This is a genomic window from Billgrantia sp. NRB1 (genome assembly GCF_056921725.1).
In genome coordinates, this window is record NZ_CM167783.1 from 2,702,324 (window position 1) to 2,727,226 (window position 24,903).

The following is a 24,903-nucleotide window of genomic DNA, read 5'->3' on the forward strand; positions in this document are numbered from 1 at the left end:
CCGCCGGCAGAGCCGAGACGTCGAACCGCGGCCTCCCACCATCAAACCTGCCAAACATGTTCACGCTAAAGTGCGATGAACCGATCAAAAGCCGCTATTTCGCCATCTTCTCCAGCATGGCGCTGACCGCCTCCAGGTGCTCGGGCTCGTTGTGGCACATGCCCTGGAAGACCGCGCAGAGATCCAGGAAGTCCTTGAGCTCGGTGCGCTGGGCCATCTTCATCAGCCGCTTGGTGAGGCGCGTCGCCTTGGGCGGCTGGGCGGCGATGCGGGCGGCGAGCTCGCCCACGGTCTCCATCAGCGCCTCGGGCTCGGTCACTTCCAGCACGATGCCGTACGCCTTCGCCTCCTCGGCGTCGATCACCCGGCCGCTCAAGGTCAGCTCGAAGGCGCGCTGGTAGCCGATCAGGCGCTGCATGAACCAGGCGCCGCCGTCGCCGGGGATGATCCCCAGGTTGAGGAAGGTCTCGCCGAACTTGGCCTTCCGGGAAGCGATGCGGATATCGGCCATGTTGGCCAGGTCGAAGCCGGCGCCGATGGCCGGGCCGTTGACCGCGGCGATGATCGGCACCTCCACCTCGGCCAGCGCCAGCGGGATGCGCTGGATGCCGCGCCGGTAGCGCGCCGAGACCTCGGCCACGTCGCCGGCGAAGTCGCCGCCGCGGTTGGCCATGTCCTTGACGTTGCCACCGGCGGAGAAGGCGCTGCCCTCGCCGGTGATCACCAGCACCGAGACGGCCTCGCAGGCGTTGACCCACTGGGCCACGGTGACGATGTCATCGACCAGGGCGGTGCCGGTCAGGGCGTTGCGCACGTCGTGGCGGTCCAGGGTCAGCGTTGCCACCCGCCCCTCCAGGGAGAGGCGGGCGTCGGTGAGCTGGGGAAGGCTCGGTTGGGTCGCTGTCTGGCTCATGAGAGGGCTTCCTTGTCGGATGAGGCGTCACGTCCCACGATAACCCGAGCGTCCACCACCGCATAGCCGTCGGCGTTGACGATCACCGGATTGAGATCGAGCTCGGAGAGCGCCGGGTAGGCCTCGACGATGCGCGATACCTTGAGCAGCAGGTCCACCAGTGCGGCCTTGTCCACCGCCTTCTCGCCGCGCACGCCGCCGAGAATCTTCTTCGCCTTGATCTGCTCCACCATATCTTCGGCGTCGCGTCGCGACAGCGGAATGGCGCGGAAGGCCACGTCCTCGAGGATCTCGACAAAGATGCCACCGAGCCCGAACATCAGCACCGGACCGAAGATGGGATCGCGGATCACCCCGAGGATCACCTCGACGCCCTTCTTGGCCATGGGCGTGACCAGCACCCCTTCGATCTCGGCGCTGGCATCATACGCCCGGCAGGACTCGAGAATCGCCTGGCGGGCCTGGCGCATGGCGGCCTCACCCACCACGTTGAGCTTGACGCCGCCAGCGTCGGACTTGTGCAGAATATCCTTGGAGACCACCTTCATGGCCAGTGGCGTCTCGCCGAACCGAGCCGCGGCCTCCGCCAGCTCCGTCTCACTTCTCACCACAAGCTCCAGGGGCACCTCGATGCCGTGGTCGCGCAGCAGCCGCTTGGCCTCGTACTCGAAGAGGTCGCGGCCCTCGCGCTGAGCCTGCTGGAACATGGTGGAGAGCTCGGGCTGCGGCTCGACGCTGCGTTCGCGGCTCTGGCGCTCCTCCTGGGCCAGATACTGGCCGCGCTCGCCCAGGGCCGAGAGTACCCGTACCGCATGCTCGATGGAGGCGTAGATGGGTAGCCCCGCCTCGTGCAGGCGGCGCAGCGCCGGCGGCTTGATGGGGGTATAGAGGCTGTAGACCACCAGCGGCTTGGTGGTCGCCTTGGAGAGGTCCACCATCGCCTCGGCGCCGCGCATCTCGTCACCCAGCAGCGACTCGGCGAAGCGGATGCTGTAGCCGCCGAACATGCCCACCAGGAAGACGCTGTCGACGTTGTCGTCGGCGGCGACGATCTCCATGCAGGTGGCCAGCAGCGACGGATTGGCGTCGGTGGAGCCGGCCACGTCCACCGGGTTGACGGTGGAGGCCTGGGGGAAGAGCACATCGCGCAGCTTCTGACGGGTCGCCTCGGAGAGCTCGGCGAGCTCGAGGCCCGCCTCGGTCAGGCGGTCGGAGGCGATGGTGGCCTGGCCGCCGCCGTCGGAGATCACCGCCACCCGCTTGCCGCGAGCCTTCTGCAAGAGACCAAGCCCCTCGGCCACCGGCAGGATCTCGTCGGAGTGCTGCACCACGCTGACGCCGGACTGCTTGAGCAGGTCCACGGTCATGGCGTAGCTGCCGGCCAGCGCCCCGGTGTGGGAGCTCGCCGCCTTCTGGCCCGCCTCGGTGGAGCCGGACTTGTAGACCACCACCGGTTTCATGGCGGTCACCTCGCGGGCTACGTCGAGGAACTTGCGCCCGTCGCGGAAGCCCTCCACGTAGAGCGTCGCCACCCGGGTGTTCTCGTCCTCGCCGAGGTAGCGCAGGTAGTCGTTGAAGCCGATGTCGCTCTGGTTCCCGGGCCCCACGTAGGTGGAGAAGCCCACGTTGCCGTTGTGCTGGGCCTCGAGTGCCAGCGACAGCAGCATGTTGCCGGACTGGGAGATGATGCCCACGCCGCCGGGCTTGACGTTGTCCAGGGCCAGCAGGTTGACCCGATGGTGAAGATTAAAGAGGCCCGAGGTATTGGGGCCGATCAGGCGCACGCCGTGGGCGCGGGCCTTCTCCAGCATCTCGCGCTCAAGCGCAGCCCCCTCATCGCCCACCTCGGCGAAGCCGCTCGCCAGAATCACCGCCCCCTTGATCCCGCGCCGACCACACTCGGCGATCAGCCCGGGCACCGTGGCCGCCGGGGTGCAGATCAGCGCCAGCGCCGGGTTGCCGGGAATGGCGGTGACCGAGGGCCACGCCTTGACCCCGAGAATCATGTCGGCCTTGGGGTTGACCGGATAGATGTCGCCCCGATAGCCGTCCTTGATCAGCCCGACCATGGCCTTGTAGCCCCGCTTGGTGGGATCGGCCGAGGCGCCGATCACGGCGATGCCGCCGGGTGCCAGGATGTCGTGGAGCGGGCTGCGGGTGGGGAGATGTCCTTCGATGGGATTCATGTGCTAACTGACCTTGACCTCTGGGGTCGTTGAAAGGGGGGTCAAAGGCCCAGCCGTGGCCGGGCGGGTATCGTCTAGGGGTCGGGATCACTCGCCCCGGAAACGGGGCGAACGCTTCTCGGCGAAGGCATCGACGCCTTCCTGCCAGTCGGCGGTGGTCGAACAGGTGAACACCGCATCCAGCTCCTGCTGCAACTGGCTCTCGAGCCCGGTGTCGCTGCCCTGATTGACCAGTCGCTTGAGCATGGCGATGGAGACTGGCGCCTGCTTGCTCAGCGTCTCCGCCAGCCGATGCGCCTCGGGCATGAGCGACTCCGCCGGCCAGCTGGAGGCGGCAAGGCCGATACGCGCCGCTTCCTCGCCGTCGATCCGACGCCCGGTGAAGAGCAGTTCGCGGGCCTTGTTGAGCCCCACCAGCTGCGGCAGCAGCTTGGAGACACCGCCTCCCACACAGGTGCCGATGCTGGTCTCGGGGAAGCCGATCTGGGCCTCATCGGCCATCACGATAAAGTCGCAGGCGACCGCCATCTCGGCGCCGGCCCCTAGGGCGTAGCCGTTCACCGCGGCGATGACCGGTTTCTTGTGCCGCAGGATGGCCTCGCAGACATCGTTGCCCAGCTGCAGGTACTGACGACGCTGGAACAGGGTGCGCTTGGCGCCGCCATGCTCCTTCATGTCCGCGCCGACGCAGAAGGCGCGCCCCTCTCCGGTGAGGATCACCGCCCGCACGTCGACATCCGCCTCGGCGTCGGCCAGTGCCGACAGCAGGTCGGTATACAGGGTTTCCACCACCGCATTGAGACGCTGCGGACGGTTGAAGCGAATCTCCATCACCGGGCCGTGGCGGGCGATGATCAGGGTTTCGGGACTGGCTTGGCTCATGGACGGTTCGGACACTCTCTCAAACACTCGCGAAGTCGAAGGGAAACGGCCAGGGCAGGCGCTATAACGCCCCGGGAGGCATTCCCCACCAGGAAACAAACGTATCGTTATCTTCAAACTTACGACACGCTTGTTCTGAGGCGCATCCTAGCCAAGCGCGACAGCGCCGTCAACACGGCCGTGTCGAAATAATGGAACATGAGAAACGATTGTGTCATTCATAATGCGGTGGCATGCGTTACAATGGCGCCGCCTTACGACACCGCGCCACCGAGGTGGCGACGCGACAGCCTTCAGGAGAGCGCCGTGCTGGACGACCAACCGCGCCGTGACGACACCCCCAGCGACGATTCGCTGCCCCCCGCGGGGCTGGATGCCGTCAATCAGCAGCTGGCCGAGGCCTATCCCGAACTCAGCCCTCAGCTGAAGCTCGCCGCCGGCTACGTGCTGGAGCATCCTGTCGAGATCGCCTTTCAGTCGATTCGCAAGTCGGCCGCCGCCGCCCAGGTCACCGCCTCCACCCTGGTGCGCTTGGCCAAGCGGCTGGGTTTCGAGAGCTATGAGCAGTTCCGCGAGGTGTTCCAGTCGGCGGTACAGGCGGGCCCAGTGGAGCTCTCCGGCCGCGCCAGCCAGCTACGCACCCTGGCCAGCCAGACCGACGACCAGGTGTTTCTCGACGTGGGCGATGCGGCCTTCGACAACATCGGGCGCCTTTTCACCGCCGACAACCAGAAACGGGTCCGCGATGCCGCCAAGCTGCTGCTAAGCGCCAACAAGATTGCCGTGGTGGGGTTTCGCGACACCTTCGCCTGCGCTTACCACTTCGCCTATGTGGGGCGCATCGCCATGCCCAATATCCAGCTGATCCGCGGCCAGGAGGGGGGGCTTTTGACCGAGCTCTCCACCTTCGGCGAGGGGGACGTGGTGGTGGCCTTCGGCTTCGAGCCCTACTGCGCCGAGACCATGCGGGCGCTGGAGATCGCCCGGGCCAGCGGCCTCAGCCCCATCGTGGTGACCGATACCCTGCGCTCGCCGCTGGTGCCCGGTTCCACCATCACCTTCACCGTGGCCAACGCCACGCCGCACTTCTTCCCGTCGATCCTCTCGGCGATCACCCTGATCGAGGTGCTGCTGGCGGAGTGCGTGGCCTTCGGCCCCGACGAGCTGGTGGACAACGTGGCGAGTTTTGAGTCGCGGATGCGCCAGATGGGCGCCTATGTGGAGAATTCGTGAGGAGTGAGGGGCGAGGGGCGACAAGGTGCGAGGAGCGAGGTGCGAGGAGCGAGGTGCGAGGTGCGAGGGGCGAGGGGCGAGGGGCGAGGGGTGAGAGGTGAGGTGCGAGGTGCGAGGTGCGAGGTGCGAGGGGCGAGGTGCGAGGGGCGAGGGGCGAGGCTCTTCGCAGACTGGCGTGAACAGGCTCTGTGGGAGGGAGCTTCAGCTCGCGAAGTAGCGCGCAGCGCTACCCATGGGGCGCCTGCGGCGCCTTCGCCCGGCAGAGCCGGCCTCCCACCATAAAATCGGCCAAACATATTCACGCTAAAGTGCGAAGAATCGAAAGCTGCGCCCCTCTTACCTCGCCCCTCGCCCCTCGTCCCTCGCTCCTGCCCGAAGGGCTTAGGGCAGCAGAACGGTCGAGCCGGTGGTCTGGCGGCCCTGCAGGGCGTCCTGGGCCTTGCCGGCCTCGCTCAGGGGGAAGCGATTGGCGATATCCACCTTGAGCTTGCCGCTTTCGAGCATCTCGAACAGCTCGCCGGCCATCCACTCCAGGCGCTCGCGGGTGTCGGCATAGCCGTTGAGGCTCGGGCGGGTGACGAACAGCGAGCCCTTCTGGTTGAGGATGCCGATGTTGACGCCCTCCACCGCCCCAGAGGCGTTGCCGAAGCTAACCATCAGCGAGCGCGGCTTGAGGCAGTCCAGCGAGGTCTCCCAGGTATCCTTGCCCACCGAGTCGTAGACCACATCGCACATGGCGCCATCGGTGAGCTCGCGCACCCGCTCCACCACGTCTTCCTTGGTGTAGTCGATGGTCGCCCAGGCGCCGTTGGACTGGGCCAGCGCCGCCTTCTCCGGGGAGCTGACGGTACCGATCAGCTTCACCCCCAGGGCCCTGGCCCACTGGCAGGCGATGGAGCCGACGCCGCCGGCCGCGGCGTGCCAGAGGATGGTCTCGCCGCCCTTCAGCTCGAAGGTCTGGCGCATCAGGTACTGCACCGTGAGGCCCTTGAGCATGCAGCCGGCGGCGGTCTCGAAGTCGATGGCCTCAGGCAGCGTCACCACCTTGTCGGCGGGCAGGGTATGCTGCTCGGCATAGGCGCCCAGCGGCCCCTGGGCATAGGCGACACAATCGCCGACCTGGAGGTGGGTGACCCCTTCCCCCACGGCATCCACGACCCCGGCCCCTTCGGTGCCGAGCCCGGAGGGCAGCGACGGCGCCGGGTAGAGGCCGGTACGAAAATAGATATCGATGAAGTTGAGCCCCACCGCGCGGTTATTAACGCGAACCTCACCGGGGCCGGGTGACGTTGGCGTCACCTCGACGAGTTCGAGAACCTCCGAGCCACCGGTGCGGGCAAACTGGATGCGCTTGGCCATATCGTCGAGTCCTTGTCATGAGGAGTGTCGCGCTATCCAACCGCCCTTTGCCCCTGCGGTCAAGGGCGTTAGGCTCGCCCACCGCGCGTCTCAGCCGGGAAAGGCTGCCAGAGCCCTCACGAAGCCCTCTTTCTCGTCCTCGAAGAAGCGCGCATCATGCTTGAAGCGGCGCAGGATGGCCGCCTCGTCGAAGTGCATCGGCTCGGCAAGCTCGCCGGCAGCCTGCGCCGGATGCCCCTCGGCCAGGCCGAGCCGACGTCCGCCGGGGGCGGCAAACCAGCGGGTGATGCCGCAGCGACGGTAGAAGTCCTCCGCCTGCTGATCCGTGGCCTCCACCCGCAGCGGCGCCTTGAGCGCCAGCTCGCGAACCAGGCGCCGCAGGCTCTCGCGATCGCCGCCGGGCGAGGCGCTCAGCCACAGGTTCATCCCCTTGCCGGATTCGTCGAGGACCAGCAGGGCCAGCGCCCCGGGGCGCCCCTGGTTATCCACCAGCGCCCAGAGCCGCGCCGCCTCCTGGGCGAAGAGCACCTGCCGGGTCCCGCTGAAGGTGACCAGCGGGGCGAGCCCGGCTTCCCTGCCATAGATATCGGCACACAGCCGTGCCAGCCAGGCGTCGCGCTGCTCGCCGTGTTCCGGGGTCGTCACCCTCATTGCTTGCCTCGTCACATGATCGAAAACGCGCAAGACTAGCATACCCTCTCCCTCTTGCGCCCGTGTCACGGCGCGCCGGAGTCGCTATGCTGACGCCTCGGCCTGCCGAACTGCTGCCAGCGCGGGCCCGACGCCGTGACCGACGCTTTCACCATCCTCGCGACACGAGTTGCCTATGTCCAGCCCCCACCCCGCTATCGCCCTGCCCCGCCTGATCGCCCATCGCGGCCTGTCCGCCCACGCCCCGGAGAACACCCTGGCCGCCGTGCGTGCCGCCCAGCGGGCCGGCTGCCACTGGGTGGAACTCGATGTCCAGCTGCTCGGCGACGGCACCCCGGTGATCTGGCACGACGCCACGCTCAGGCGCTGCTCGGACAGCGGCGGCAAGCTGGTCGATCTGGATCTCCCCAGCGCTCGCCGGCTCGATGTCGGCGCCTGGTTCGGCGATACGTTCTGCGGCGAGCGCATGGCCACCCTGCGGGAGATGCTGACGTTGATCGAGGCACTGGAGATGGGCCTGAACCTCGAGCTCAAGGTCAACAAGGGCCGCAGCGCCGCGGCGCTGGTGGAGTGCGCCGTGCCCTTGCTGCTGGAGGCGCTGCCGCCGGAGCGGGTGATCCTCTCCTCATTCAACGACGACGCCCTCGGCCACGCCCGGGCGCTCGCCCCTGCCGAACGCCTCGCCCTGGGCGTGCTCTTCGAGGGCGTTCCCCGCGACTGGCGTCGGCGCTGCGAGGCGCTGCAGCCCTTCAGCGTCCACTGCGACTGGAAGCGGCTCGGGGAGCGCCGGGCGCGGGAGATCTCCGCCGCGTACCGGCTGGTCTGCTACACCGCCAACGACCCCACCGCCTTCGCCCCCCGCTGGGGCTGGGGGGTCAAAAGCGTGATCACCGACGACCCCGAGCGCTTCGTCGGCCACCTGCCTGTCGACGCGAGCCCCCCATAGCAAAACGGGCCGCCCCCAAGGGAGCGGCCCGCCATGGTGCCGAAGGGTGCGGCTATTCAGGTACGCGGCTGCGGCGCGAGCCCCTCGTCGCCGCTAAGGGCAGCCTCTTCGTCTTCCGGTGTCTTCTCCACCACCATGTCGTCCTCGACCTGAATCGGCTCCTGCTCCTCGAGCTCACGGGCGCCGCGGGCGCGATGCTCGATCAGGAAGTAGAGGATCAGGCCGATGCCCAGGCCCCAGGCGGCGCCGTGAGTGGCCAGCACCACGCCCATGATGCCCGCCACGCCCATGGCGGTGGCGTTCTTGATCTGCTCCACTGCCACCGCGATGCACAGATAGCCGGTGATCAGCAGGGTGATGGAGAGCGCGACCGGCAGCACCGGGCGGAAGGCCGTCACCAGCGGCAGCAGGAACAATGCCAGGAAGCCCACAATCCAGAACACAGCAGTGCCGGAGTAGATGGTCTCCATCGCCTTGCGGCCATAGCGGTAGCGCTCGGTGACGGTGGCCATCGCGCCGGTGAACAGCGGCCCGGCCAGCCCCGGATAGGGCGCCAGCAGCGAGTGCATCAGGTTGCGCAGGCCGGTGATCAGGTGAACACGGTCGACGTCCACCTCGATCTTCTCGTCGGGGCGCAGGTGATCGACCCGCTTGAGCAGCGTCTGACCGACGACGATATCGCCGAAGGCGATGATGTAGGCGATGATCGCCGTGGGAATCGCCGCCACCATCAGCTCGATACCCGGCGCCCCGATATTGAACGGCAGGTAGGCCCAGATGCCGGCAAAATCGGGAACCGCGATGCCCCACTCGACCTCAGGCAGCGGGTATTCGCCGACGCCCCAGCCGATGGCCATGGTGATCAGCATGCCCGGTACCATGCCAAAGGCGACGATATTGCGCGCCCAGCGATACTTCTCGGCCAGGTCGCGGAAGGAGAGCGAGAACAGCACATAGAGGGTGATCAAACCGCCGATGCCCAGCGAGATCGGCGTATTGTAGAGTCGGCCGCCCTCGACGATCTCACCGCTGATGGCGGCGATACCCGCCCCCAGCAGAATCCCCGCCTTGATCGACGCCGGCACGTTGTTGACCAGCTTGGTGCCCAGGCGTGTCACCGCCATAAATAAAAAGATCGCCGACACCATCAGCTGCAGTGCGACCATCGCCTTGAGTGCCTCGGGGCCAGGCTCAAAGTCACCGATGAACAGCAGGACGACCGGAATCGCCGGCGTGATCCAGCCAGCGATGAAGGGAATGCCCAGCAGCGGCGGCAGAATGAAGCCGATACCGCAGACCACCACGAAGGCCAGTGCCACCTCGTAGGGCAGGCCCAGATACTGTTCCAGTAGCGGAATCATCCCGAGTGAGATGACGAACATCACCAGGGCCTGGATGGTCTCCGGGATAGCCCAGGGGAAGTGGATGAAGGGAAGGCGAACTTTGAAGGGTCCCAGCGGCCAGTAGGGTTGTTCCTGGCCATAGTCACGTTTGAGCAGCACGTCGATACCTCAGCGGTTCTGTTTATTCATGGGCGATCCTTGGTCTGTTGTTGTTGTTGGGGATAGTCGAGAAGAGGTTGTACGCGGGCGCCGCGACAGCGAACATTCGACCTTGGGCAAAGGAGGCTTGGCAGGGCCGGCGGCGAAGTTGTCGACACAGCGCTGCCTCGCTGGCGAAAGGCTCGCGCTCCAGGCGGGATAAACCGGAGAATTCGCCAATATTGTCGACAAGAAAGCGGGAGTTTTTAAGACGTTTACGTCAACGTCAACTTTCTTGCCGACGCCGCCCGGCCAGGTGAGAGGCGCCCGCATTAAGGCGCCCACATCGACGAAAGAATGAGAGGAAAATCGGTTCATCGCAGACTGGCGTGAACAGGCTATGTGGGAGGGACGGTTCGACGCCTCGACTTCAGCTCGCGAAGTAGCGCACAGCGCTACCCATGGGGCGCCTGCGGCGCCTTCGTCGAAGCGTCGCACCGCCGGCAGAGCCGGCCTCCCACCATAGAACCTGCCAAACATGTTCACGCTAAAGTGCGAAGAGCCGGAAAATCGCCGTCAGATACCTCCCGGGTGTCTCCTCAGGGGCGTCAGCGCTCCAGCAGCGCCAGGAGGGCGTCGAGATTGAGCTGCGCTTCCAGGCAGCCGGCCAGCCGGTCGAGTTCCCGCTGGCGGTGGGCGTCGTAATCCACCGCCGCCTCTGCCCCCTCCAACCCGCTGCGGGCGAGCAGCGCCGCGCAGGCCTCGGGCCGGTCGAACAGGCCGTGCAGGTAGGTGCCCATGACCCGGCCGTCGGCGCTGACGGCGCCGTCGGGCCGGCCTTCCAGCTCGCAAAGCGGCCGCGCCAGGGCAGGCCCCTCGCTCACCCCGTTATGGATCTCATAGCCGGCGATCGGCACGTCATCGGCTAGCAAGCGCCCACTCACATTGCGAAGCTGCTTGCCGGCGACCATGCGGGTCTCGAACTCGAGCAGCCCCAGCCCCTCGCTGGAGCCCGCCGGCCCCTCCAGCCCCTCGGGGTCGTGAATCGCGTGACCGAGCATCTGAAAGCCGCCGCAGGTGCCGAGCACCCGGCCGCCATAGCGCAGGTGGCGCATGATCGCTTCCTCCCAGCCCTGGGCGCGCAGCCAGGCGAGATCGCTACGCGTGCTCTTGCTGCCGGGCAGGATGATCAGATCGGCGGGCGGAATCTCCCGGCCGGGTCCGACCTGATTAGGCCCAATGAAGGTCAGGTCGACCTGGGGGTGCAGGCGCAGCGGATCGAGGTCGTTGTGGTTGCTGATGCGCGGCAGCGCCGGCACCACGACCTTCAGCGTGGCGCCCTGCCCCACCCGGCCGTCGCGGCCGATGCTGTCCTCGGCGTCGAGCAGCAAACCCTGCAGGTAGGGCAGCGTGCCGAACACCGGCCTGCCGGTGCGCTCGGTGAGCCAGTCGAGCCCCGGCTCGAGCAGGGCGATATCGCCGCGAAAGCGATTGACGATAAAGCCACGGGTACGTGAGCGCTCGCTCTCGCTGAGCAGCTCCAGGGTGCCGACCAGCTGGGCGAAGACGCCGCCGCGGTCGATGTCGCCCACCAGCACCACCGGGCAGTCGACCATTTCAGCGAAGCCCATGTTGGCGATGTCGCCCTCGCGCAGGTTGATCTCCGCCGGGCTGCCCGCCCCCTCGGCGACGATCACCTCGAAGCGCGACGACAGCGCCTGCCAGGCCGCCAGCACGCTCTCCCGCGCGGTGCGCTTGAAGGCGTGATAGTCCAGGGCGTCCATGTGGCCATGTACCCGGCCGCGCAGGATCACCTGGGCGCCGCGGTCGCTCTCGGGCTTGAGCAGCACCGGGTTCATGTCGCTATGCGCGTCCACCCCCGCCGCCAGCGCCTGCAGCGCCGTGGAGCGGCCGATCTCGCCGCCGTCCACCGTCACCGCGCTGTTGAGCGCCATGTTCTGCGGCTTGAACGGCGCCACCGACACGCCTCGCCGCGCCAGCACCCGGCACAGCCCGGCCACCACCGTGCTCTTGCCCGCATCCGAGGTGGTGCCCTGGATCATCAGTGTCGCCATGCTAGTCGCCGTCCCTCGCTGTTGGTGGAATGCCTGTGCCCCGAAAGCGTTGGTCAGGGCCAAGGCCGATGGTATCAGCGTCGGCGGCATCGCCTTGGTGATAGTTTCAGGGTAACGCCTTGGGTAAGCTGCCGGTGCGGAGCGCAGCGCAGTACCGGTCAGCTTCACCCACTTGTTACATTTAGCCAGAGATATATTCAAGAAGTTCAGCTGTCGCCGCATTTTTCATTATTCGCGCCCTCGCAGGTCCGACGCCATATATGTCTTCTATTAGGTTTTCTTCTGACTTATTATGTAGGTTTTCAATAGTCAATATTCCCGCGGATTTGAGCTTTCCTTTTTGCCATGCTGTCAATCCAACCAGTACGTCAATAGATTTCTGAAGGAGCGATTTTAACGATTCTTCGTATTGCATTTCATCGTCATTCTCTAACAGATTTTCACTTCCAGAGTAGGCGCCATAGTTCTTTCCAAACTCCGGAAATTTCTTAATTGACAAATTTTTAAAAAATTCTTGCGACTCGCCATGTGGATTGCTTTCCAAAGATATCATGCAGCCATATTTTATCTCATACCGAGTTCCCAGTTCAGATCTTGTCGCTCTAATTGCACTATCTACTTTCCTAATAATCCCGGTATAAGTAAGAAGTCTCAACGACTCTTTAACCGCCGCTGGAGCATCTTTGTGAACCCAAAAATATATCGTTGATTCATCAATTCCTTTTTCCTTTCGTGATTTATTGTACTCCTCAACACGAGGAATGACTGAGTTTTCAAGAAAGTCTCTACCCCAATCGATAACACTTCGATGTCCACGATATTTTTCACCCAGATCAGTATGCTCAGACCATATCTGGGATCGATAAAAAGATTTTATGGCAGAGTTTGCGCCACTAGTGTTGAACTTAGTCAAATCTTGAATTGTGCGCAACAACATTCGAGGGTTGCCACCAGATGACAGTGCTAGCGTGTTAAACAAACTTCTATTCTTATCAATATCTGCCTTAAGGCTATCATCTGATTGTTTTGTAACTATGTCCTTAAAATACTGAAGGTAATCAGAGTCGTATATATTTCTTTCTAGCTTTCTATATACGCAATCATGGGCAGGCTCAAAGGAGTCGCCAAAGTGAGTGACACCTGGATATATCGCTGCATTACAAGTGATATAGGGGGAACGTATATCTTTGTATAGATTAAAGAACTGCCTTTGCTGCTCTGGTCTAAAAACATGAGCAGCCTCATCAAAAAAGAAGTAAACTCTATCTATGTCATTTTCTTCACATATCGATTGAATTGCCTCTTTTACATCCTCAATATCGGGGAGCGCCGATATATCTATCTGAGTTTTTCCTTTATATGACTCTTCGAAAAGCTTCACAATCTGCTTTAAGCTTACCTCGACCTCACCTTCATTATCGCTCTCATCATTACTTAATAGATTCGCAGTGAACCCTGAAACAACAAAGCCTCGCTTTCTTAATTTATTAAGCAAGTGCTTAAGCGTTTTTGCCATCATCCAATGATAGAATTGAAGATTGTCATCGGTGCTAATCAACGAACTCATATTAAAAGGAACATAAACAGTCACATAGTGATCATTCTCTGACTCAAGTTCGAGCTCTGCGACCCGCATTAAGAAAGATTTTCCAGTTCCACGAGACCCCTCAAGAAGGCAAGGTTCGTTCGACTTAAGAGTATCTAGGATGCTCCTATCTGATTCATTAACGACGGATAGACCTATAATATCTGTCGGTTTTATGCTCTCTGTTCTAAGGTAAAAATCACTCATTGCCATCCCTATGATCGACCAAACATTGCTCTAATATTCGCTATGTGATTAAACTCTTCTGGCACAAATTCTAAAGATTCTCTAGCAGCCTCATTAAATGTACCTGTATACCGGCATATCAACGCAAACAATATTACGTCTGAAACAGTTCTGTAATATTCGAAATATCGATTAAATAGATCATCACTGTAAGCCAGTTTGATACCGCTGTCCCATGTTTCACTATTCCCGTGGACGTATTCTGAAAGTTTTCGATAGGCAGAAGTCGCTTTCTGTCGATAATCATCAATATTGTCAGTAAGGTCGGGAAAGAACGCCCTTGCGAATCGTTTCGACAGGACTCCGTTATCTTCATCAGTTAGGCGTGACCATTTAATATCTGTGCGCCCATCAAGCCACTCGTAGAGCTCCATTTTATTAACCGAGAAGTATATGGCTGCCAGTCCCATCTCGAATGCGAGTCTTAAAGAAGAGAATGCTTGCCTATATAGGCCCAGTGTCAAATTGAAAGTTGATGACTCCAACTGAACACTAACTGTTTCGAGAATTTTTCGTTCCTGAGGGTCAACAACATGCTCTGAAAACTCATGAACACATGAAGACAGGTGATGAAGTGCTCCAAGCTTGTCTTTTTCCGACTTGGATCTAAGGAATACCTTTTGCGATTCGCTATTCAAGCTTTCAAAATATTCTTGAATATCCATGAAACCAGATACCTTTAATCGAAAATGTAACAGCTGTATTATATAGCGTCTCGATATTCCACTTGAACGCGCACGCACGTTCAACAATGTTATGCTGCGCGATCGAACGTATTCCATCCTATTGAAAACACTAGACATTAAGTATAGCTCGGCAGTATAGCACCAATCATCGTGCATGCTGTATATCCCCGATGAACCTGACTGCTGCCTTTGCCACCACGACCGCTCTGAGTCGATATCTGCCAATCGCAAGCTCCCTGCCCTGCTCGGTATGGATTTTCCGATCTGTGGGCACGCTACCGCCAGGCAGTACCGTTTGGCACCGCCATCTCGCTACGGGCCGCCAGAATCGCCTGGTAGAAACAGCAACCCCCTGCCCGGATACACCCTGTAACGCCCAGCCTACTAAAGATGACTTCGGCATGCCCACTGGAATCTTGAGCTTTCTGCGGCATGCTATGGCTGCTTGAAGACTCGGGGATTGTAGGTCACCGGGATCGACTCGATGAGCTGCAGGCGCATGATCTCCTCATGCCGAGGGTTCACGACGGCGATCGGCTCCAGCCCGCCGGGCACGGCGCAGCTCGGCACCTTCAGGATCAAGCCGCTTGCGGCGCGGAGCCACTCGGAGCCGAGGGTCTGGGTCGCCACCGGATAGGGGAACGCCGCCCAGCCCTTGGGCAGGGAGGCCAGCCCCCAGGTGTCCATCGAGACATCCTCTGCCTCGTAGACCCCCAGACGGCAGGCGACAGCAAACGGGCTACTTCCTGATGATGTCCCACCCTACAGCTCGATCCCCTTCTGCGCCTTGACGCCCTGCTCCTTGAAGGCGTGCTTGACCACCTTCATCTCGGTGACGGTGTCGGCCAGCTCGATCAGCTGCTCGGGGGCGTAGCGGCCGGTGACCACCACGTGCTGCATGGCCGGCCGCGCCTGCAGGTCGTCGAGCACCCGGTCGAGGTCCAGGTACTCATGGCGCAGGGCGATAGTGAGCTCGTCGAGCAGCACCAGGTCGAAGCTCGAGTCAGCGAGCATCCGCCGGGCCACCTCCCAGGCCGCCTCGGCGGCGCGGGTATCGCGCTCGCGGTCCTGGGTGTCCCAGGTGAAGCCCTCGCCCATCACGTGGTACTCGACCCCCGGCACCTGGCGGAAGAAGGCCTCCTCGCCGGTTTCCCGTCGCCCCTTGATGAACTGCACCACGCCCACCTTCATGCCGTGGCCGAGCGCCCTGGCCAGCATGCCGAAGCCGGAGCTGCTCTTGCCCTTGCCGGGGCCGGTGAGCACCAGCAGCAGGCCCTGCTCCTTCTGGGCGCCGGCGATGCGCGCCTGCATGACCTTCTGCTTGGCCGCCATGCGCCGGGCATGGCGCTGGGGATCCTTGGCGTTCTCGCGCATGGGGGTCTCCTCAGTCCTTATCCTGGGTGAAACGCAGCGGTTCGCCGCGGAAGATGGCGGCGGCAAGGGCCGGCGCCGAGGGGAAGTAGCCGTGGAAGTAGCTGGCCACCAGCCTGCCCGCCACGAAGACCGGCTCGGCGGGGCTGCCGGCCAGGCGGCGGGCATGGGCGGCCGGCGTTAGCGGCGTCTCCAGCCGCGAGTGGTGGTAGGTGTGGCCGCGCAGCTCGCCGGCGTCCGTCGTCAGGCTCTGCAGGCCCAGGGCGCTGAGCTTGCCGGCCATGCGGGCGGTGCCGGGCATCAGCCCCAGCATGGCGTGCTCGTGCCCTTCACCGTCCACCAGGGTGTCCATGCACGCCATCAGCCCGCCGCACTCGGCCAGGATCGGCCGGCCGGCGCCGTGATGGTCACGAATCGCGGCGAGCATCGGCGCGTTGGCGGCGAACGTTCCGCCGTGCAGCTCCGGGTAGCCGCCGGGCAGCCAGAGGGCGTCGCAGCCGGGCAGCTCGCTGTCGGCCAGCGGCGAGAAGAAGCGCAGCTCGGCGCCCATCCGGGTGAGCAGGTCGAGATTGGCGCGGTAGAGAAAGGCGAAGGCGTGGTCGCGGGCCACGCCGATGCGCACCCCCTCGAGCCGCCGCGGCGGCGGCTCGGGGGCCTCGGCCTCGAGCGTCACCCTGGCCGGCAGGCGGTCGAGGCCCGTCTCCTTGAGCACCTCCGCGGCGGCGTCGAGCTGGGCGTCGAGCCCCGCCAGCTCGCCGGCCTGCACCAGCCCCAGGTGGCGGTCGGGAATCTTCATCGCCTCGTGGCGGGGAATGGCGCCGAGCAGCGAGAGCCCCGCCGGCATGCTCTCGGCCAGCAGCCGGCCGTGGCCGGGGCTGCCCACGCGGTTGGCGATCACCTCGTGGATGGCGAGCTCGGGATGGTAGTTGGCCAGCCCCTGGGCCACGGCGCCGAAGGTCTGGGCCATGCCCCAGGCGTCGATCACCGGCAGCGCCGGCAGCCCGGCCAGGATGGCCAGGTCGGCGCTGGAGGGGTCGCCGTCGAAGAGCCCCATGGAGCCCTCCACCAGGATCAGGTCGGCGTCACGGGCCGCCTCGGCCAGGCGCCAGCGGCACTCGGCCTCGCCGGTCATCCAGGGGTGAAGCTGGTAGACCGGCTGGCCCGAGGCCACCTCCTGCACCATGGGGTCGAGGTAGTCGGGGCCGTGCTTGAACACCTTCACCTTGCGGCCGGCATTGCGGTGCAGCCGCGCCAGCGCCGCGGTGACCATGGATTTGCCCTGGCCGGAGCCGGGGGCGGTGATCAGGGCGGCATGGGCCTCGCCGCGAATCGTCGAAGTCGTCATATCACCTCACGGGTACGAAAACAGGGGCGCCGTCGATCTCGGCGGTGGCCAGGCGCTGGCCGTAGAGCCGCTCCAGGGCACTGGTCACCAACATGCTGTCAGCCGGCCCCCAGCACGCCTCGCCGTCGGGATAGAGCAGCAGCAGGTGATCGCACCAGCGTGCCGCCAGGTTGAGATCGTGCAGGCACATCATCACCGCGCGGCCCTCGGCGGCCTCACCGGCGAGCAGGGCCATCACCGCGCTCTGGTGGTGCAGGTCGAGATGGTTGGTGGGCTCGTCGGCGAGCCAGATCTGCGGCGCCTGGGTCAGCACCGTGGCGACGGCCAGGCGCTGGCGCTCACCGCCCGAGAGCGTGCTGACCAGCCGCTCGGCCAGGTGCGCCACGTCGAGCCGCTCGAGGGCCGCCTCGGCCAGGCGCAGGTCCTCGCCGCCCTCCATCTGCCAGGCAGAGAGCCAAGGGTGGCGGCCGATCAGCGCGGTCTCGCGCACCGTGGCGGGAAAGCCGTCGTGGCGCTCCTGGAACACCAGGCCCAGGGTGCGCGCCACCTGGCGCCGGCCCAGCGCCGCCAGCGGGCTGCCGTCGACCAGCACCTGGCCACGGCGAGGGGCACGCAGCCCGGCCAGGGTGTGCAGCAGCGTGGTCTTGCCGGCACCGTTGGGACCCAGCACGCCCCACACCTGCCCCGGCTCGACGCTAAGCGTCAGCGCCCGGCCGTCGCGCCGCCCCGGCACGTCGATCACCAGCTCGCGGATCTCGAGGCGGTTCATCGGCGGCCCCCATGGCGCGGGTAGCGCAACAGGGCGCTGGGCGCGCCAGTCGTGACCCGATCCCGATTCGGTGCAGGTCGCATCAGCGGCTCCGGTAGAGCAGGTAGAGGAAGGTGGGGACGCCGAGCAGCGCGGTGATCACCCCCACCGGCAGCTGCTCCGGCGCGATCATCGTGCGCGCCAGGGCGTCGGCCAGCACCAGCAGGGTGCCGCCGGCCAGGGCGCAGGCCGGCAGGATCAGGCGCTGGTCGTTGCCCAGCACCAGGCGCAGCATGTGCGGCACCACCAGGCCGACGAAGCCGATGCTGCCGGCGGTGGTCACCGCGGTGGCGGTGAGCACGCTGGCGACGAGGTAGATCGTCCACTCCAGCGGACGCACCCTGACCCCCAGGGCCGCCGCCTGCAGCGGGCCGCGGGCCATGACGTTGAGGCTGCGCCCCAGCGGCAGCAGCAGCAGGCAGATGAGCACCAGCAGCGCCAGCGGCGGCCAGGGCGTGCGGGAGTAGGAGAGATCCCCCATCAGCCAGTAGAGCATGCCGGGCAGCCGCTCGGCGGGGCTTATCGCCAGCATCAGGGTGATCACCGCCCCCCAGCCGGCGGCCACCACCACCCCGGTGAGCAGCAGCCGCGAAGGGGTCCAACTGCCGGTGCCGTGGGCCAGGCCGAAGACCAGCAGCGTGGAGAGAAAGGCCCCGGCGAAGGCGGAGCCGGTGATCACCGCCCCGCCCAGCCCCGCCAGCATCGCCGCCAGCGCCCCCACCGAGGCGCCGCCGGAGAGCCCCAGCACATAGGGGTCGGCCAGGGGATTGCGCAGCAGCACCTGCATCAGCGCCCCGGCCACGGCGAGCAGGCCACCCACGGCGAAGGCCGAGAGCGAGCGCGGCACGCGCAGGTCGAGGATCAGCGTGCGCGCCAGGGGGCTGCCCTCGCCGCGGGCGACCGCCCATACGTCGGAGAGCGACAGGGCGGCGCTGCCCACCGTGACCGAGAGCAGCAGCGCCGCCAGCCCCAGCAGGGCCAGCGCGACCAGCGGCGACCACAGCGAGCGTCGGGGCATGGCCATGCCGGCCTCAGCGCTTGTCGCGGGCATGGTCGAGACGCTCGCAGAACAGGCGGCTGCCTTCCAGCAGTCGCGGCGTGGGACGCTGAATCAGCGACGGCGGCACGAAGTAGAGGTTGTCGCGTTCGATGGCGGTCAGGCTGGGGTACTGCTCCCAGTGGGTCAGCCAGCCGCGGTTCTCCTCGCCCATGCCGCCGGCGAGTATCGCCTCGGGGTCTGCGGCCAGCACTGACTCGTCGTCGATGCGTGGCACCAGCCGCGACAGCTCGCCGAAGACGTTGACGCCGCCGCACATCGCCACCACCTGGCCGATCAGGTGCTCGTCGTTGATGGTCATCAGCGGCTCGTCCCACACCTGGTAGAAGACCGAGACCGGCTCGGCGTCGGCGTAGCGCTCGGCCAGCGCCGCCATGCCGTCGCGGAACTCGGCGGCGACACGCTCCCCCTCCTCGCGGGTATCGGCCAGCCGCGCCAGGCGCTCGATGGCGCTGGACACGCCCTCGAAGTCGCGTGGTTCGATGTAGAACACCGGCATGCCCAGCCCCTCGAGGGTCTCCAGCTGCTCGGGCGGGTTGCCGGTCATCCAGCCGATCACCAGATCGGGGGTCAGGGTCACCAGGGTTTCCAGGTCCATGCGGGTATGGCTGCCCACCGACTGGACCTGGCGAGCCTCGGGCGGGTAGTCGCTGTAGGCCACCACCGCCACCACCTTCTCCCCCGCCCCGGCGGCGTAGACCAGCTCCGTCGCACCGGGCGAGAGCGCGGCGATGCGCTCGGCGGGCTGCTCGAGGCACACCTCCCGGTCAAGATCGTCGATGGCGCAGAGCGAACCGGCACGCGCCTCGCCGACCACCGGCCCGGACAGGGCCAGCAGGGGGACGGCGGAGCCAAGGACCCCGCCGAAGCGGCCGCTACTGGCCGAAGTGAACACTGACGAAGGCCGCGCGGCCGGCGTTGATGTAGTCACGAGCGGTCTCGTACTCCTTGTCCAGGGCATTCTCGACCGTCAGGCGGGCCGACCACATGGGCGCGAACGCCCAGCCTGCGCGCAGGTTGACCAGCCCGAAGCCGCTGATGCGATCCTCGTTGGCCGCATCGTCGTAGCGGTAGCCCTGCAGGATCCAGGAGCCGCCCAGCGACCAGTCGCCCAGTTCGCGGTCGACGTCAAAGCGCGCACTCTGACCGGCACGGCGCTGGATGCGGTTGCCCGCATTGGCGCCGCTGCGATTTTCCGGGTCGAGCCAGGTCAGCGCTGCCGCAAGCGTCCAGTCATCGATCTGTGCCCCTGCCGAGAGTTCGACACCGCGGATGCGGGCCTCGGCGATGTTCTGCGGCGCCCAGAGGCCGCTATCGGTGGGCGCCCAGGCGATCATGTCATCGAGATCGGTCTGGTAGGCCGCCAGGTCCCAGTACCAGGACTGATAGCTGCCACGCAGACCGACTTCGACCGTCTCGGACGTCTCCGCCTTGAGGTCGGGATTGCCCGAGTTCGGCCAGAAAAGGTCGTTGAAGGTCGGAGCGCGGAAGGCGGTGCCGACGCTGGCACGCAGCGTGTGAGCGTCGTCCAGGTCGTAGCCCAACGCCAGGCTGCCGGTGACCTCCTCGCCATAGGCCTCATTGTCGTCATAGCGCAGGGCGGCCTGCAGCGCAAAGGGGGCGAAGTCGAGCAGCCCCTGGGCGAAAACGGCCGTGTTGTCACGGCGGCTCTCATCGAAATCCGTGGTGCCCGAGACCCGGTCTTCGCTGTACTCGGCACCGGCCACCAGCTCGTGCAAGCCGAACGCCAGGGTGTTCTGCCAGCGGGCCGTCTGGGTGCGCGTCTCGATGAGAGAGGGGGATGTCGTATTGAAGGTGTCGAGTTCGTCACGCGCCTCGCTGAGGGTCAGGCGGCTGGTCCAGCGGTCGGTCACCGGCAGCTCGGCATAGACGCCGGCCACCTGCTGGACGAAGTCGCTCTCGCCGCCGTCGAACTCGTTGCTTCCACGGGCCCTAAGCGCCAGCACGCCCAGCTCGGCCCCGCCGTCGAAGGTATGGGAGAGCCGCGCCAGGCCGGTGGTGTTGTCGTAGCCCTTGTCCTCGCCGTCGCGGCGCACCGGGGCACCGTCGGTGTCGAAGCGGCTGCCGGCGAAGCTGTAGCGAGTGCCGCCGCTGCTGCCGGAGAAGGTGGCGCTGTAGCGCTGGGTATTGAAGGAGCCGCCGCCCACCGACACGCTCGGGTGGGGGCCGCCCTCCTTCGCCTCGTGGGTGAAGAGCTGCACCACGCCCCCCACCGCATCGGCGCCATAGAGGCTGCCTTTGGGGCCGCGGACGATCTCGGCGCGCTGGAACATGCGCGGGTCGAGATAGTGCCAGGCCGCACCGCCGGCCGTGGCGGAGCGCAGGCGAATGCCGTCGATCATCAGCACCGTCGATTCGTTGCCGGCACCCCGCAGATAAACGCTGCTGTTCTTGCCGAAGCTACCGCTGGTGGTCACGTCCACCCCGGGCTGGCCGCGGAAGAGGTCGGTGACGCTGGTGGGGTCCTGGCGGCGAAGGGTCGCCTCGTCGAGCAGGGTCACCGAGGAGAGCGTCTCGTCGGCGGTGCGCGGCGCCAGGGTGGCGGTGACCACCATGGGGTTGAGCGCGTCGGTGTCTTCGGCGGAGGTGGTCTGGGCCTGAACGGCCAGAGGGAGCGCGGCCAGGCCGAAGGCGGCCAGGCCCTGAGCGGCCATGTGTTGCTTGGTTTTCATTTTGATTCCCTTGCTCGCCGTGCCTACCCGCACGGTCTTCTCGGCGAAGCCGGGACGGCGTGAGGGGCGTCGAGAAAGGGAGATGAACGGCAGCTTCTACCCTGCCTCGAGGTCGCCCACCGCAACCCGGCAATGTACCTCAGGCCGGTCTCCGGGCTGACGAGCGGAAGCGGCGTGAAGCGCCGGCTTCCCGAACGGCGGCCTTCCCGTGCCTGGGCACAGTGGCATCTCGGCCGTTCTTGTCTCGATCACCGTTGCGGGGGCAGCGTCGGAATGGCGGGCCCTTTGCCTTGGGCATGAGCACCGCGCACCGACTTCCCGTTTCACCCCGGCGCTGTGACGCGCCTGGGGCACCTGAGAGTGCGCGTAACCTAGCAACACCGCCGGAAGCCGTCAACGCGCGCCGGCCTGGGAGCCTGTCGGGTTTGACCGATCGTCTCGAGGAACACGGATTTCGAGACAAGTTTATCGATCTGATGAGGCGAATAGCGCGCTATTTAACGAATCAGATCGAATGAAATTGGCCGAAAGCCCGGGTTTCGCAGCAGATCAGCGTTAAGTCCGACAGGCTCCTATGCCTTGACCTGGGGCAGTGCCTGGACGAGACCGTGACGCACGTACCACACCCGCTCGGCGCGGGCCGCGGCGTCCTGGGCGAGCCAGCCGGCCAGGTCGCGCAGTCGGCGGTCGCCGGCGGCCATGGGCACGATGCCGCGGCCCACCTCCGGCAGGATCAGTACCGTTTCTTCGCCGCGGCGCTGCGTCTCTCCCAGCCTGTCCAGTTCGGCGACAAGTCGCTGGCGCAGGGCATCGTCGTCGGGCTCATGGACCAGCGCCGCCTCCAGCCAGCCAAGCCAGCCGGTCACCACCCGCACCGGGCCGGGAGATTCCTGGCGACGCCAGTCGCCCAGCGGCCGGCCCGGCACCAGCCGATACCAGTTTGCCTCGGGAAAGCGCGCCGTTACGGCGTCGCGCTTGCCGGCGCAGGCACCGCCGATGAAGAGCTGCATTGCCATGCTCCCTGTTGTCGATGGAAGACGAATCGCCGCCCCTGGGCCTGACCGACGCTGCCCTCCCAGAAATCGAGGGTCTCGAAGCGGCGGCGCAGCTCGCGGATCACCCCGCCGTGGGTCACCGCCAGCACCCGCCGGTGCCCTTCGCGCCGCGCAGCGGCGAAGAGCTCCGACTGCCAGGCCTCGAGGCGAGCGCGCATCGCCGCCGCGGACTCGCCGCCAGGGGGCGCCCGCTCGCCCTGGCTGTCGATCCAGTCGCGGTAGGCCGGCCGCTCCTTGAGCGTTTCCCAGGTGTGTCCCTCGTACTCGCCAAAATCGAGCTCGCGCAGACGCGGATCGAAGCGTGTCCCGCGCTCGTCGACCTCCAGCACATGGGCCAGGGTCTGGCGACAGCGGGTCAGATCGCTGCAGTGAACGGCGTCGAAGCGCTCGCCGGCCAGGGCCTCGCGCAGCCGGGTCAGGTCGGCGAGCGCCTCGGGCAGCAGCAGCGGGATGTCGCGCTGTCCCTGGTAGCGGCGCTGGCGATTCCAGGCCGTCAGCCCATGGCGAACGACCACCAGCTCCAGGCGATCAGCAGCAGCCATAGCTCTCCTCCCTCGATGGCGGCACCCACGATATCGCCGTTGATGCCGGTGAAGGCCCGGGTCATCGCCAGGCCGTAGAGTAGTAGAAAGATCAGCAGGGCGCCGAACAGCAGCATCCACCCCGGCAGCAGCCAGAACAGCAGCGGCAGCGGCCATAGCGCCAGCAGCAGGTCGCGGTGACCCAGGTCCTGACGCCAGGCCCAGGCCAGGCCCTCGCGGCGGGCACAGGGCGCCAGTTTCAGCAGCGCCACGGCGCCGAAACGCGCCAGGGCCGGCACCGCCAGCAGCACGGCCAGGCTGACCCCGGCCTCCACCAGCGCCCACAGCAGCCCCCCCTTCCAGGCCAGCAGGAAGACCAGCGCCAGGATGCCGAAACTGCCCACCTGGGGATCCTTCATGATCGCCCAGCGCTTCTCCAGCGGGGCGTTGCTGCCCAGGGCATCGGCCACGTCCATGACCCCGTCCAGGTGCAGCCCGCCGGAGAGCCCCACCCACAGGCTGAGCAGCGCCAGCGCCAGCAGCGGCGCCGGCAGCACGCCCTGCAGCAGCGCCGCCGCCCCGGCCAGCACGACCCCCAGCAGCAGCCCCACCAGCGGATAACAGCGCAGCGCCCAGCGGCGGGTGGCCGGCGTCCAGGGACACGCCACCGGCACCGGCAGGCGGGTCAGGAACTGCAGCGCCAGCAGCAGGCCGTAGGCGGCATCTTTCACGGGTATAGGCATGCAGGGCTATCGCTCCATCGGCAGCACTGTTGAGGGGAATCCCGAGTTATCAAGCATCCTTGTCGTTCTGCTCCGGGGCGTGCTCTTCGAGGTAGCGCCGGCCGCGCTCGGTCAGCCGATAACGCTGCTTGCTGCTGCGGGGCTTGTCGGGGATGGTCATTTCTATCAGCCCCTTTCCCAAGGCAGGCACTAAATAGGCTTTACGGAAATATTCAGCATCCTTCAAGGAAAGCTTCTCTTGAAGCGCCTGCCGCGACATTTCCCCATCCAGAACCCCGCACAGGCGAACTTCCGGGGTGACTTCCGGGGTGACTTCCGGGATAACTTCCGGGGTGACTTTTTCGGAGTCGGGACCAAGTCGCTCCCGCTCCCGCTCCCCCTCCTCAGCCATCACCTGCCGCGGAAAACGCAGCACGAACCAGTGCGGCGAGACCTCGATTTCTGGCTCGGCCACACCATACTCGGCGCACAGCCGGCGGATGCGCCGGATGCCGGAGCCGATATGCTCCACGGCCTCCATGCGGTGCAGCATGCCGAACAGCAGCGGGTTGCGCGGGATGCTCTTGATGCCCAGGTCCGCCTCGCTCATGCCAGCAGGCAGGCCGCCGGGGCTGACCACCTCGACCCGATCCTTGAACACATAGACATGCACATTGGCGGTGGAGCGGTAGTCGCGGTGCACCAGGGCATTGACCACCGCCTCGCGCAGTGCCTCCTCCGGCAGTTCGGGGCGCTCCTCGCGCTTCACGTGCTTGATGATATAGGCGACGTTGAGCTTGGAGAGCAGCCAGGCCATGGCGTCGTCGATCATCGAATAGACATCGCCGTTGAAGCCACGTCGGTCGAGGATATGCACCTTGTCGGTACCCATACACGTCACCTGTCTTCTACCTTACTTATGTTTGGCTCTTCGCACTTTAGCGTGAACATGCTTGCCAGGTTCTATGGTGGTAGGCGGCTCTGCCGGCGGTTCAACGCTTCAACGTAGGCGCCCCATGGGTAGCGCTGCGCGCTACTTCGCAAGCTGAAGCTCCCTCCCACAGGGTAAGTTCACGCCAGTCTGCGAT

General features: G+C 65.4%; 22 protein-coding genes and 1 riboswitch. Of the genes, 2 read left to right on the plus strand and 20 right to left on the minus strand.

All coding sequences use genetic code 11. From position 1 onward, the window contains the following. Positions 1-94: 94 nt before the first annotated feature. The 3 genes from ACZIYR_RS12270 to ACZIYR_RS12280 form a co-directional block, all read right to left on the minus strand. Positions 95-913 carry an enoyl-CoA hydratase-related protein gene (locus ACZIYR_RS12270; RefSeq protein WP_473034039.1) on the minus strand — a complete coding sequence of 273 codons (819 nt, stop codon included), beginning with the start codon at positions 911-913 and terminating at the stop codon, positions 95-97. Next, positions 910-3,099: an acetate--CoA ligase family protein gene (locus ACZIYR_RS12275; RefSeq protein ID WP_483526875.1), complete on the minus strand. Its 2,190-nt coding sequence runs from the start codon at positions 3,097-3,099 to the stop codon at positions 910-912. Before ACZIYR_RS12275 ends, ACZIYR_RS12270 begins: the two co-directional genes overlap by 4 nt. Positions 3,100-3,186: 87 nt before the next feature. Then, positions 3,187-3,981, minus strand: a complete 795-nt coding sequence (locus tag ACZIYR_RS12280) for an enoyl-CoA hydratase/isomerase family protein (RefSeq protein ID WP_473034041.1) — start codon at positions 3,979-3,981, stop codon at positions 3,187-3,189. Positions 3,982-4,287: 306 nt separating this feature from the next. Here ACZIYR_RS12280 and ACZIYR_RS12285 point away from each other — a divergent pair, with 306 nt between their 5' ends. Then, positions 4,288-5,214: a MurR/RpiR family transcriptional regulator gene (locus tag ACZIYR_RS12285; protein ID WP_483526876.1), complete on the plus strand. Its 927-nt coding sequence runs from the start codon at positions 4,288-4,290 to the stop codon at positions 5,212-5,214. Positions 5,215-5,595: 381 nt separating this feature from the next. Here the strand turns inward: ACZIYR_RS12285 and ACZIYR_RS12290 are convergent, their stop codons facing one another. Both ACZIYR_RS12290 and ACZIYR_RS12295 read right to left on the minus strand, forming a co-directional pair. Next, positions 5,596-6,573: an NADPH:quinone reductase gene (locus ACZIYR_RS12290; RefSeq protein WP_483526877.1), complete on the minus strand. Its 978-nt coding sequence runs from the start codon at positions 6,571-6,573 to the stop codon at positions 5,596-5,598. Positions 6,574-6,663: 90 nt separating this feature from the next. Continuing rightward, entirely contained in the window at positions 6,664-7,224 is a 561-nt protein-coding gene (locus tag ACZIYR_RS12295; RefSeq protein WP_483526878.1) for a hypothetical protein, read from the minus strand. Between the two features lie 175 nt (positions 7,225-7,399). Here ACZIYR_RS12295 and ACZIYR_RS12300 point away from each other — a divergent pair, with 175 nt between their 5' ends. Further along, on the plus strand, positions 7,400-8,170 hold the full coding sequence (locus ACZIYR_RS12300; protein ID WP_483526879.1) for a glycerophosphodiester phosphodiesterase family protein: 771 nt from the start codon (positions 7,400-7,402) through the stop codon (positions 8,168-8,170). 56 nt (positions 8,171-8,226) lie between these two features. Here the strand turns inward: ACZIYR_RS12300 and ACZIYR_RS12305 are convergent, their stop codons facing one another. The 15 genes from ACZIYR_RS12305 to ACZIYR_RS12375 all read right to left on the minus strand — a co-directional run bounded on the left by ACZIYR_RS12305 (position 8,227) and on the right by ACZIYR_RS12375 (position 24,707). Next, a complete protein-coding gene (locus ACZIYR_RS12305; protein WP_483526880.1) occupies positions 8,227-9,672 on the minus strand; it encodes a xanthine/uracil/vitamin C permease in 1,446 nt (481 codons plus the stop codon). 587 nt (positions 9,673-10,259) lie between these two features. Then, on the minus strand, positions 10,260-11,726 hold the full coding sequence (locus ACZIYR_RS12310) for a cobyric acid synthase (RefSeq protein ID WP_483526881.1): 1,467 nt from the start codon (positions 11,724-11,726) through the stop codon (positions 10,260-10,262). Between the two features lie 181 nt (positions 11,727-11,907). Beyond that, complete coding sequence (locus ACZIYR_RS12315; protein ID WP_483526882.1) at positions 11,908-13,518, minus strand: ORC-CDC6 family AAA ATPase; 1,611 nt, start codon at positions 13,516-13,518, stop codon at positions 11,908-11,910. Positions 13,519-13,526: 8 nt separating this feature from the next. Then, the gene (locus ACZIYR_RS12320; protein WP_483526883.1) at positions 13,527-14,222 is read right to left on the minus strand and encodes a hypothetical protein; all 696 of its coding nucleotides are present in this window, start codon (positions 14,220-14,222) and stop codon (positions 13,527-13,529) included. Between the two features lie 456 nt (positions 14,223-14,678). Further along, entirely contained in the window at positions 14,679-14,960 is a 282-nt protein-coding gene (locus ACZIYR_RS12325) for an RES family NAD+ phosphorylase (protein ID WP_483529079.1), read from the minus strand. A gap of 45 nt (positions 14,961-15,005) precedes the next feature. Then, on the minus strand, positions 15,006-15,617 hold the full coding sequence (cobO, locus tag ACZIYR_RS12330; protein ID WP_483526884.1) for a cob(I)yrinic acid a,c-diamide adenosyltransferase: 612 nt from the start codon (positions 15,615-15,617) through the stop codon (positions 15,006-15,008). Between the two features lie 10 nt (positions 15,618-15,627). After that, entirely contained in the window at positions 15,628-16,959 is a 1,332-nt protein-coding gene (locus tag ACZIYR_RS12335) for a cobyrinic acid a,c-diamide synthase CobB (RefSeq protein ID WP_483526885.1), read from the minus strand. Position 16,960: 1 nt separating this feature from the next. Beyond that, positions 16,961-17,728 (minus strand): ABC transporter ATP-binding protein, encoded by a 768-nt coding sequence (locus ACZIYR_RS12340; protein ID WP_483526886.1) that lies wholly within the window; start codon positions 17,726-17,728, stop codon positions 16,961-16,963. 82 nt (positions 17,729-17,810) lie between these two features. Next, entirely contained in the window at positions 17,811-18,818 is a 1,008-nt protein-coding gene (locus ACZIYR_RS12345) for a FecCD family ABC transporter permease (protein ID WP_483526887.1), read from the minus strand. Beyond that, positions 18,799-19,755 carry a cobalamin-binding protein gene (locus ACZIYR_RS12350; RefSeq protein WP_483526888.1) on the minus strand — a complete coding sequence of 319 codons (957 nt, stop codon included), beginning with the start codon at positions 19,753-19,755 and terminating at the stop codon, positions 18,799-18,801. Before ACZIYR_RS12350 ends, ACZIYR_RS12345 begins: the two co-directional genes overlap by 20 nt. Then, on the minus strand, positions 19,700-21,517 hold the full coding sequence (locus ACZIYR_RS12355) for a TonB-dependent receptor domain-containing protein (protein WP_483526889.1): 1,818 nt from the start codon (positions 21,515-21,517) through the stop codon (positions 19,700-19,702). Before ACZIYR_RS12355 ends, ACZIYR_RS12350 begins: the two co-directional genes overlap by 56 nt. A gap of 125 nt (positions 21,518-21,642) precedes the next feature. Continuing rightward, a riboswitch (cobalamin riboswitch) is annotated at positions 21,643-21,890 on the minus strand. 199 nt (positions 21,891-22,089) lie between these two features. After that, complete coding sequence (locus ACZIYR_RS12360) at positions 22,090-22,527, minus strand: bifunctional adenosylcobinamide kinase/adenosylcobinamide-phosphate guanylyltransferase (protein WP_483526890.1); 438 nt, start codon at positions 22,525-22,527, stop codon at positions 22,090-22,092. Continuing rightward, a complete protein-coding gene (locus ACZIYR_RS12365) occupies positions 22,479-23,114 on the minus strand; it encodes a histidine phosphatase family protein (protein WP_483526891.1) in 636 nt (211 codons plus the stop codon). Before ACZIYR_RS12365 ends, ACZIYR_RS12360 begins: the two co-directional genes overlap by 49 nt. Further along, positions 23,066-23,836 (minus strand): adenosylcobinamide-GDP ribazoletransferase, encoded by a 771-nt coding sequence (gene cobS, locus ACZIYR_RS12370; protein WP_483526892.1) that lies wholly within the window; start codon positions 23,834-23,836, stop codon positions 23,066-23,068. Before cobS ends, ACZIYR_RS12365 begins: the two co-directional genes overlap by 49 nt. Before the next feature lie 49 nt (positions 23,837-23,885). Further along, on the minus strand, positions 23,886-24,707 hold the full coding sequence (locus ACZIYR_RS12375; protein ID WP_473034065.1) for a Fic family protein: 822 nt from the start codon (positions 24,705-24,707) through the stop codon (positions 23,886-23,888). Positions 24,708-24,903: the final 196 nt, after the last annotated feature.

Bases quoted from the DNA above. Each gene is read 5' to 3' on its own strand.
- ACZIYR_RS12270 (WP_473034039.1), bottom strand. From the start codon at position 913: ATGAGCCAGACAGCGACCCAACCGAGCCTTCCCCAGCTCACCGACGCC.
- ACZIYR_RS12275 (WP_483526875.1), bottom strand. From the start codon at position 3,099: ATGAATCCCATCGAAGGACATCTCCCCACCCGCAGCCCGCTCCACGAC.
- ACZIYR_RS12280 (WP_473034041.1), bottom strand. From the start codon at position 3,981: ATGAGCCAAGCCAGTCCCGAAACCCTGATCATCGCCCGCCACGGCCCG.
- ACZIYR_RS12290 (WP_483526877.1), bottom strand. From the start codon at position 6,573: ATGGCCAAGCGCATCCAGTTTGCCCGCACCGGTGGCTCGGAGGTTCTC.
- ACZIYR_RS12295 (WP_483526878.1), bottom strand. From the start codon at position 7,224: ATGAGGGTGACGACCCCGGAACACGGCGAGCAGCGCGACGCCTGGCTG.
- ACZIYR_RS12300 (WP_483526879.1), top strand. From the start codon at position 7,400: ATGTCCAGCCCCCACCCCGCTATCGCCCTGCCCCGCCTGATCGCCCAT.
- ACZIYR_RS12310 (WP_483526881.1), bottom strand. From the start codon at position 11,726: ATGGCGACACTGATGATCCAGGGCACCACCTCGGATGCGGGCAAGAGC.
- ACZIYR_RS12315 (WP_483526882.1), bottom strand. From the start codon at position 13,518: ATGAGTGATTTTTACCTTAGAACAGAGAGCATAAAACCGACAGATATT.
- ACZIYR_RS12320 (WP_483526883.1), bottom strand. From the start codon at position 14,222: ATGGATATTCAAGAATATTTTGAAAGCTTGAATAGCGAATCGCAAAAG.
- cobO (WP_483526884.1), bottom strand. From the start codon at position 15,617: ATGCGCGAGAACGCCAAGGATCCCCAGCGCCATGCCCGGCGCATGGCG.
- ACZIYR_RS12335 (WP_483526885.1), bottom strand. From the start codon at position 16,959: ATGACGACTTCGACGATTCGCGGCGAGGCCCATGCCGCCCTGATCACC.
- ACZIYR_RS12340 (WP_483526886.1), bottom strand. From the start codon at position 17,728: ATGAACCGCCTCGAGATCCGCGAGCTGGTGATCGACGTGCCGGGGCGG.
- ACZIYR_RS12345 (WP_483526887.1), bottom strand. From the start codon at position 18,818: ATGCCCGCGACAAGCGCTGAGGCCGGCATGGCCATGCCCCGACGCTCG.
- ACZIYR_RS12355 (WP_483526889.1), bottom strand. From the start codon at position 21,517: ATGAAAACCAAGCAACACATGGCCGCTCAGGGCCTGGCCGCCTTCGGC.
- ACZIYR_RS12360 (WP_483526890.1), bottom strand. From the start codon at position 22,527: ATGCAGCTCTTCATCGGCGGTGCCTGCGCCGGCAAGCGCGACGCCGTA.
- ACZIYR_RS12365 (WP_483526891.1), bottom strand. From the start codon at position 23,114: ATGGCTGCTGCTGATCGCCTGGAGCTGGTGGTCGTTCGCCATGGGCTG.
- cobS (WP_483526892.1), bottom strand. From the start codon at position 23,836: ATGCCTATACCCGTGAAAGATGCCGCCTACGGCCTGCTGCTGGCGCTG.
- ACZIYR_RS12375 (WP_473034065.1), bottom strand. From the start codon at position 24,707: ATGGGTACCGACAAGGTGCATATCCTCGACCGACGTGGCTTCAACGGC.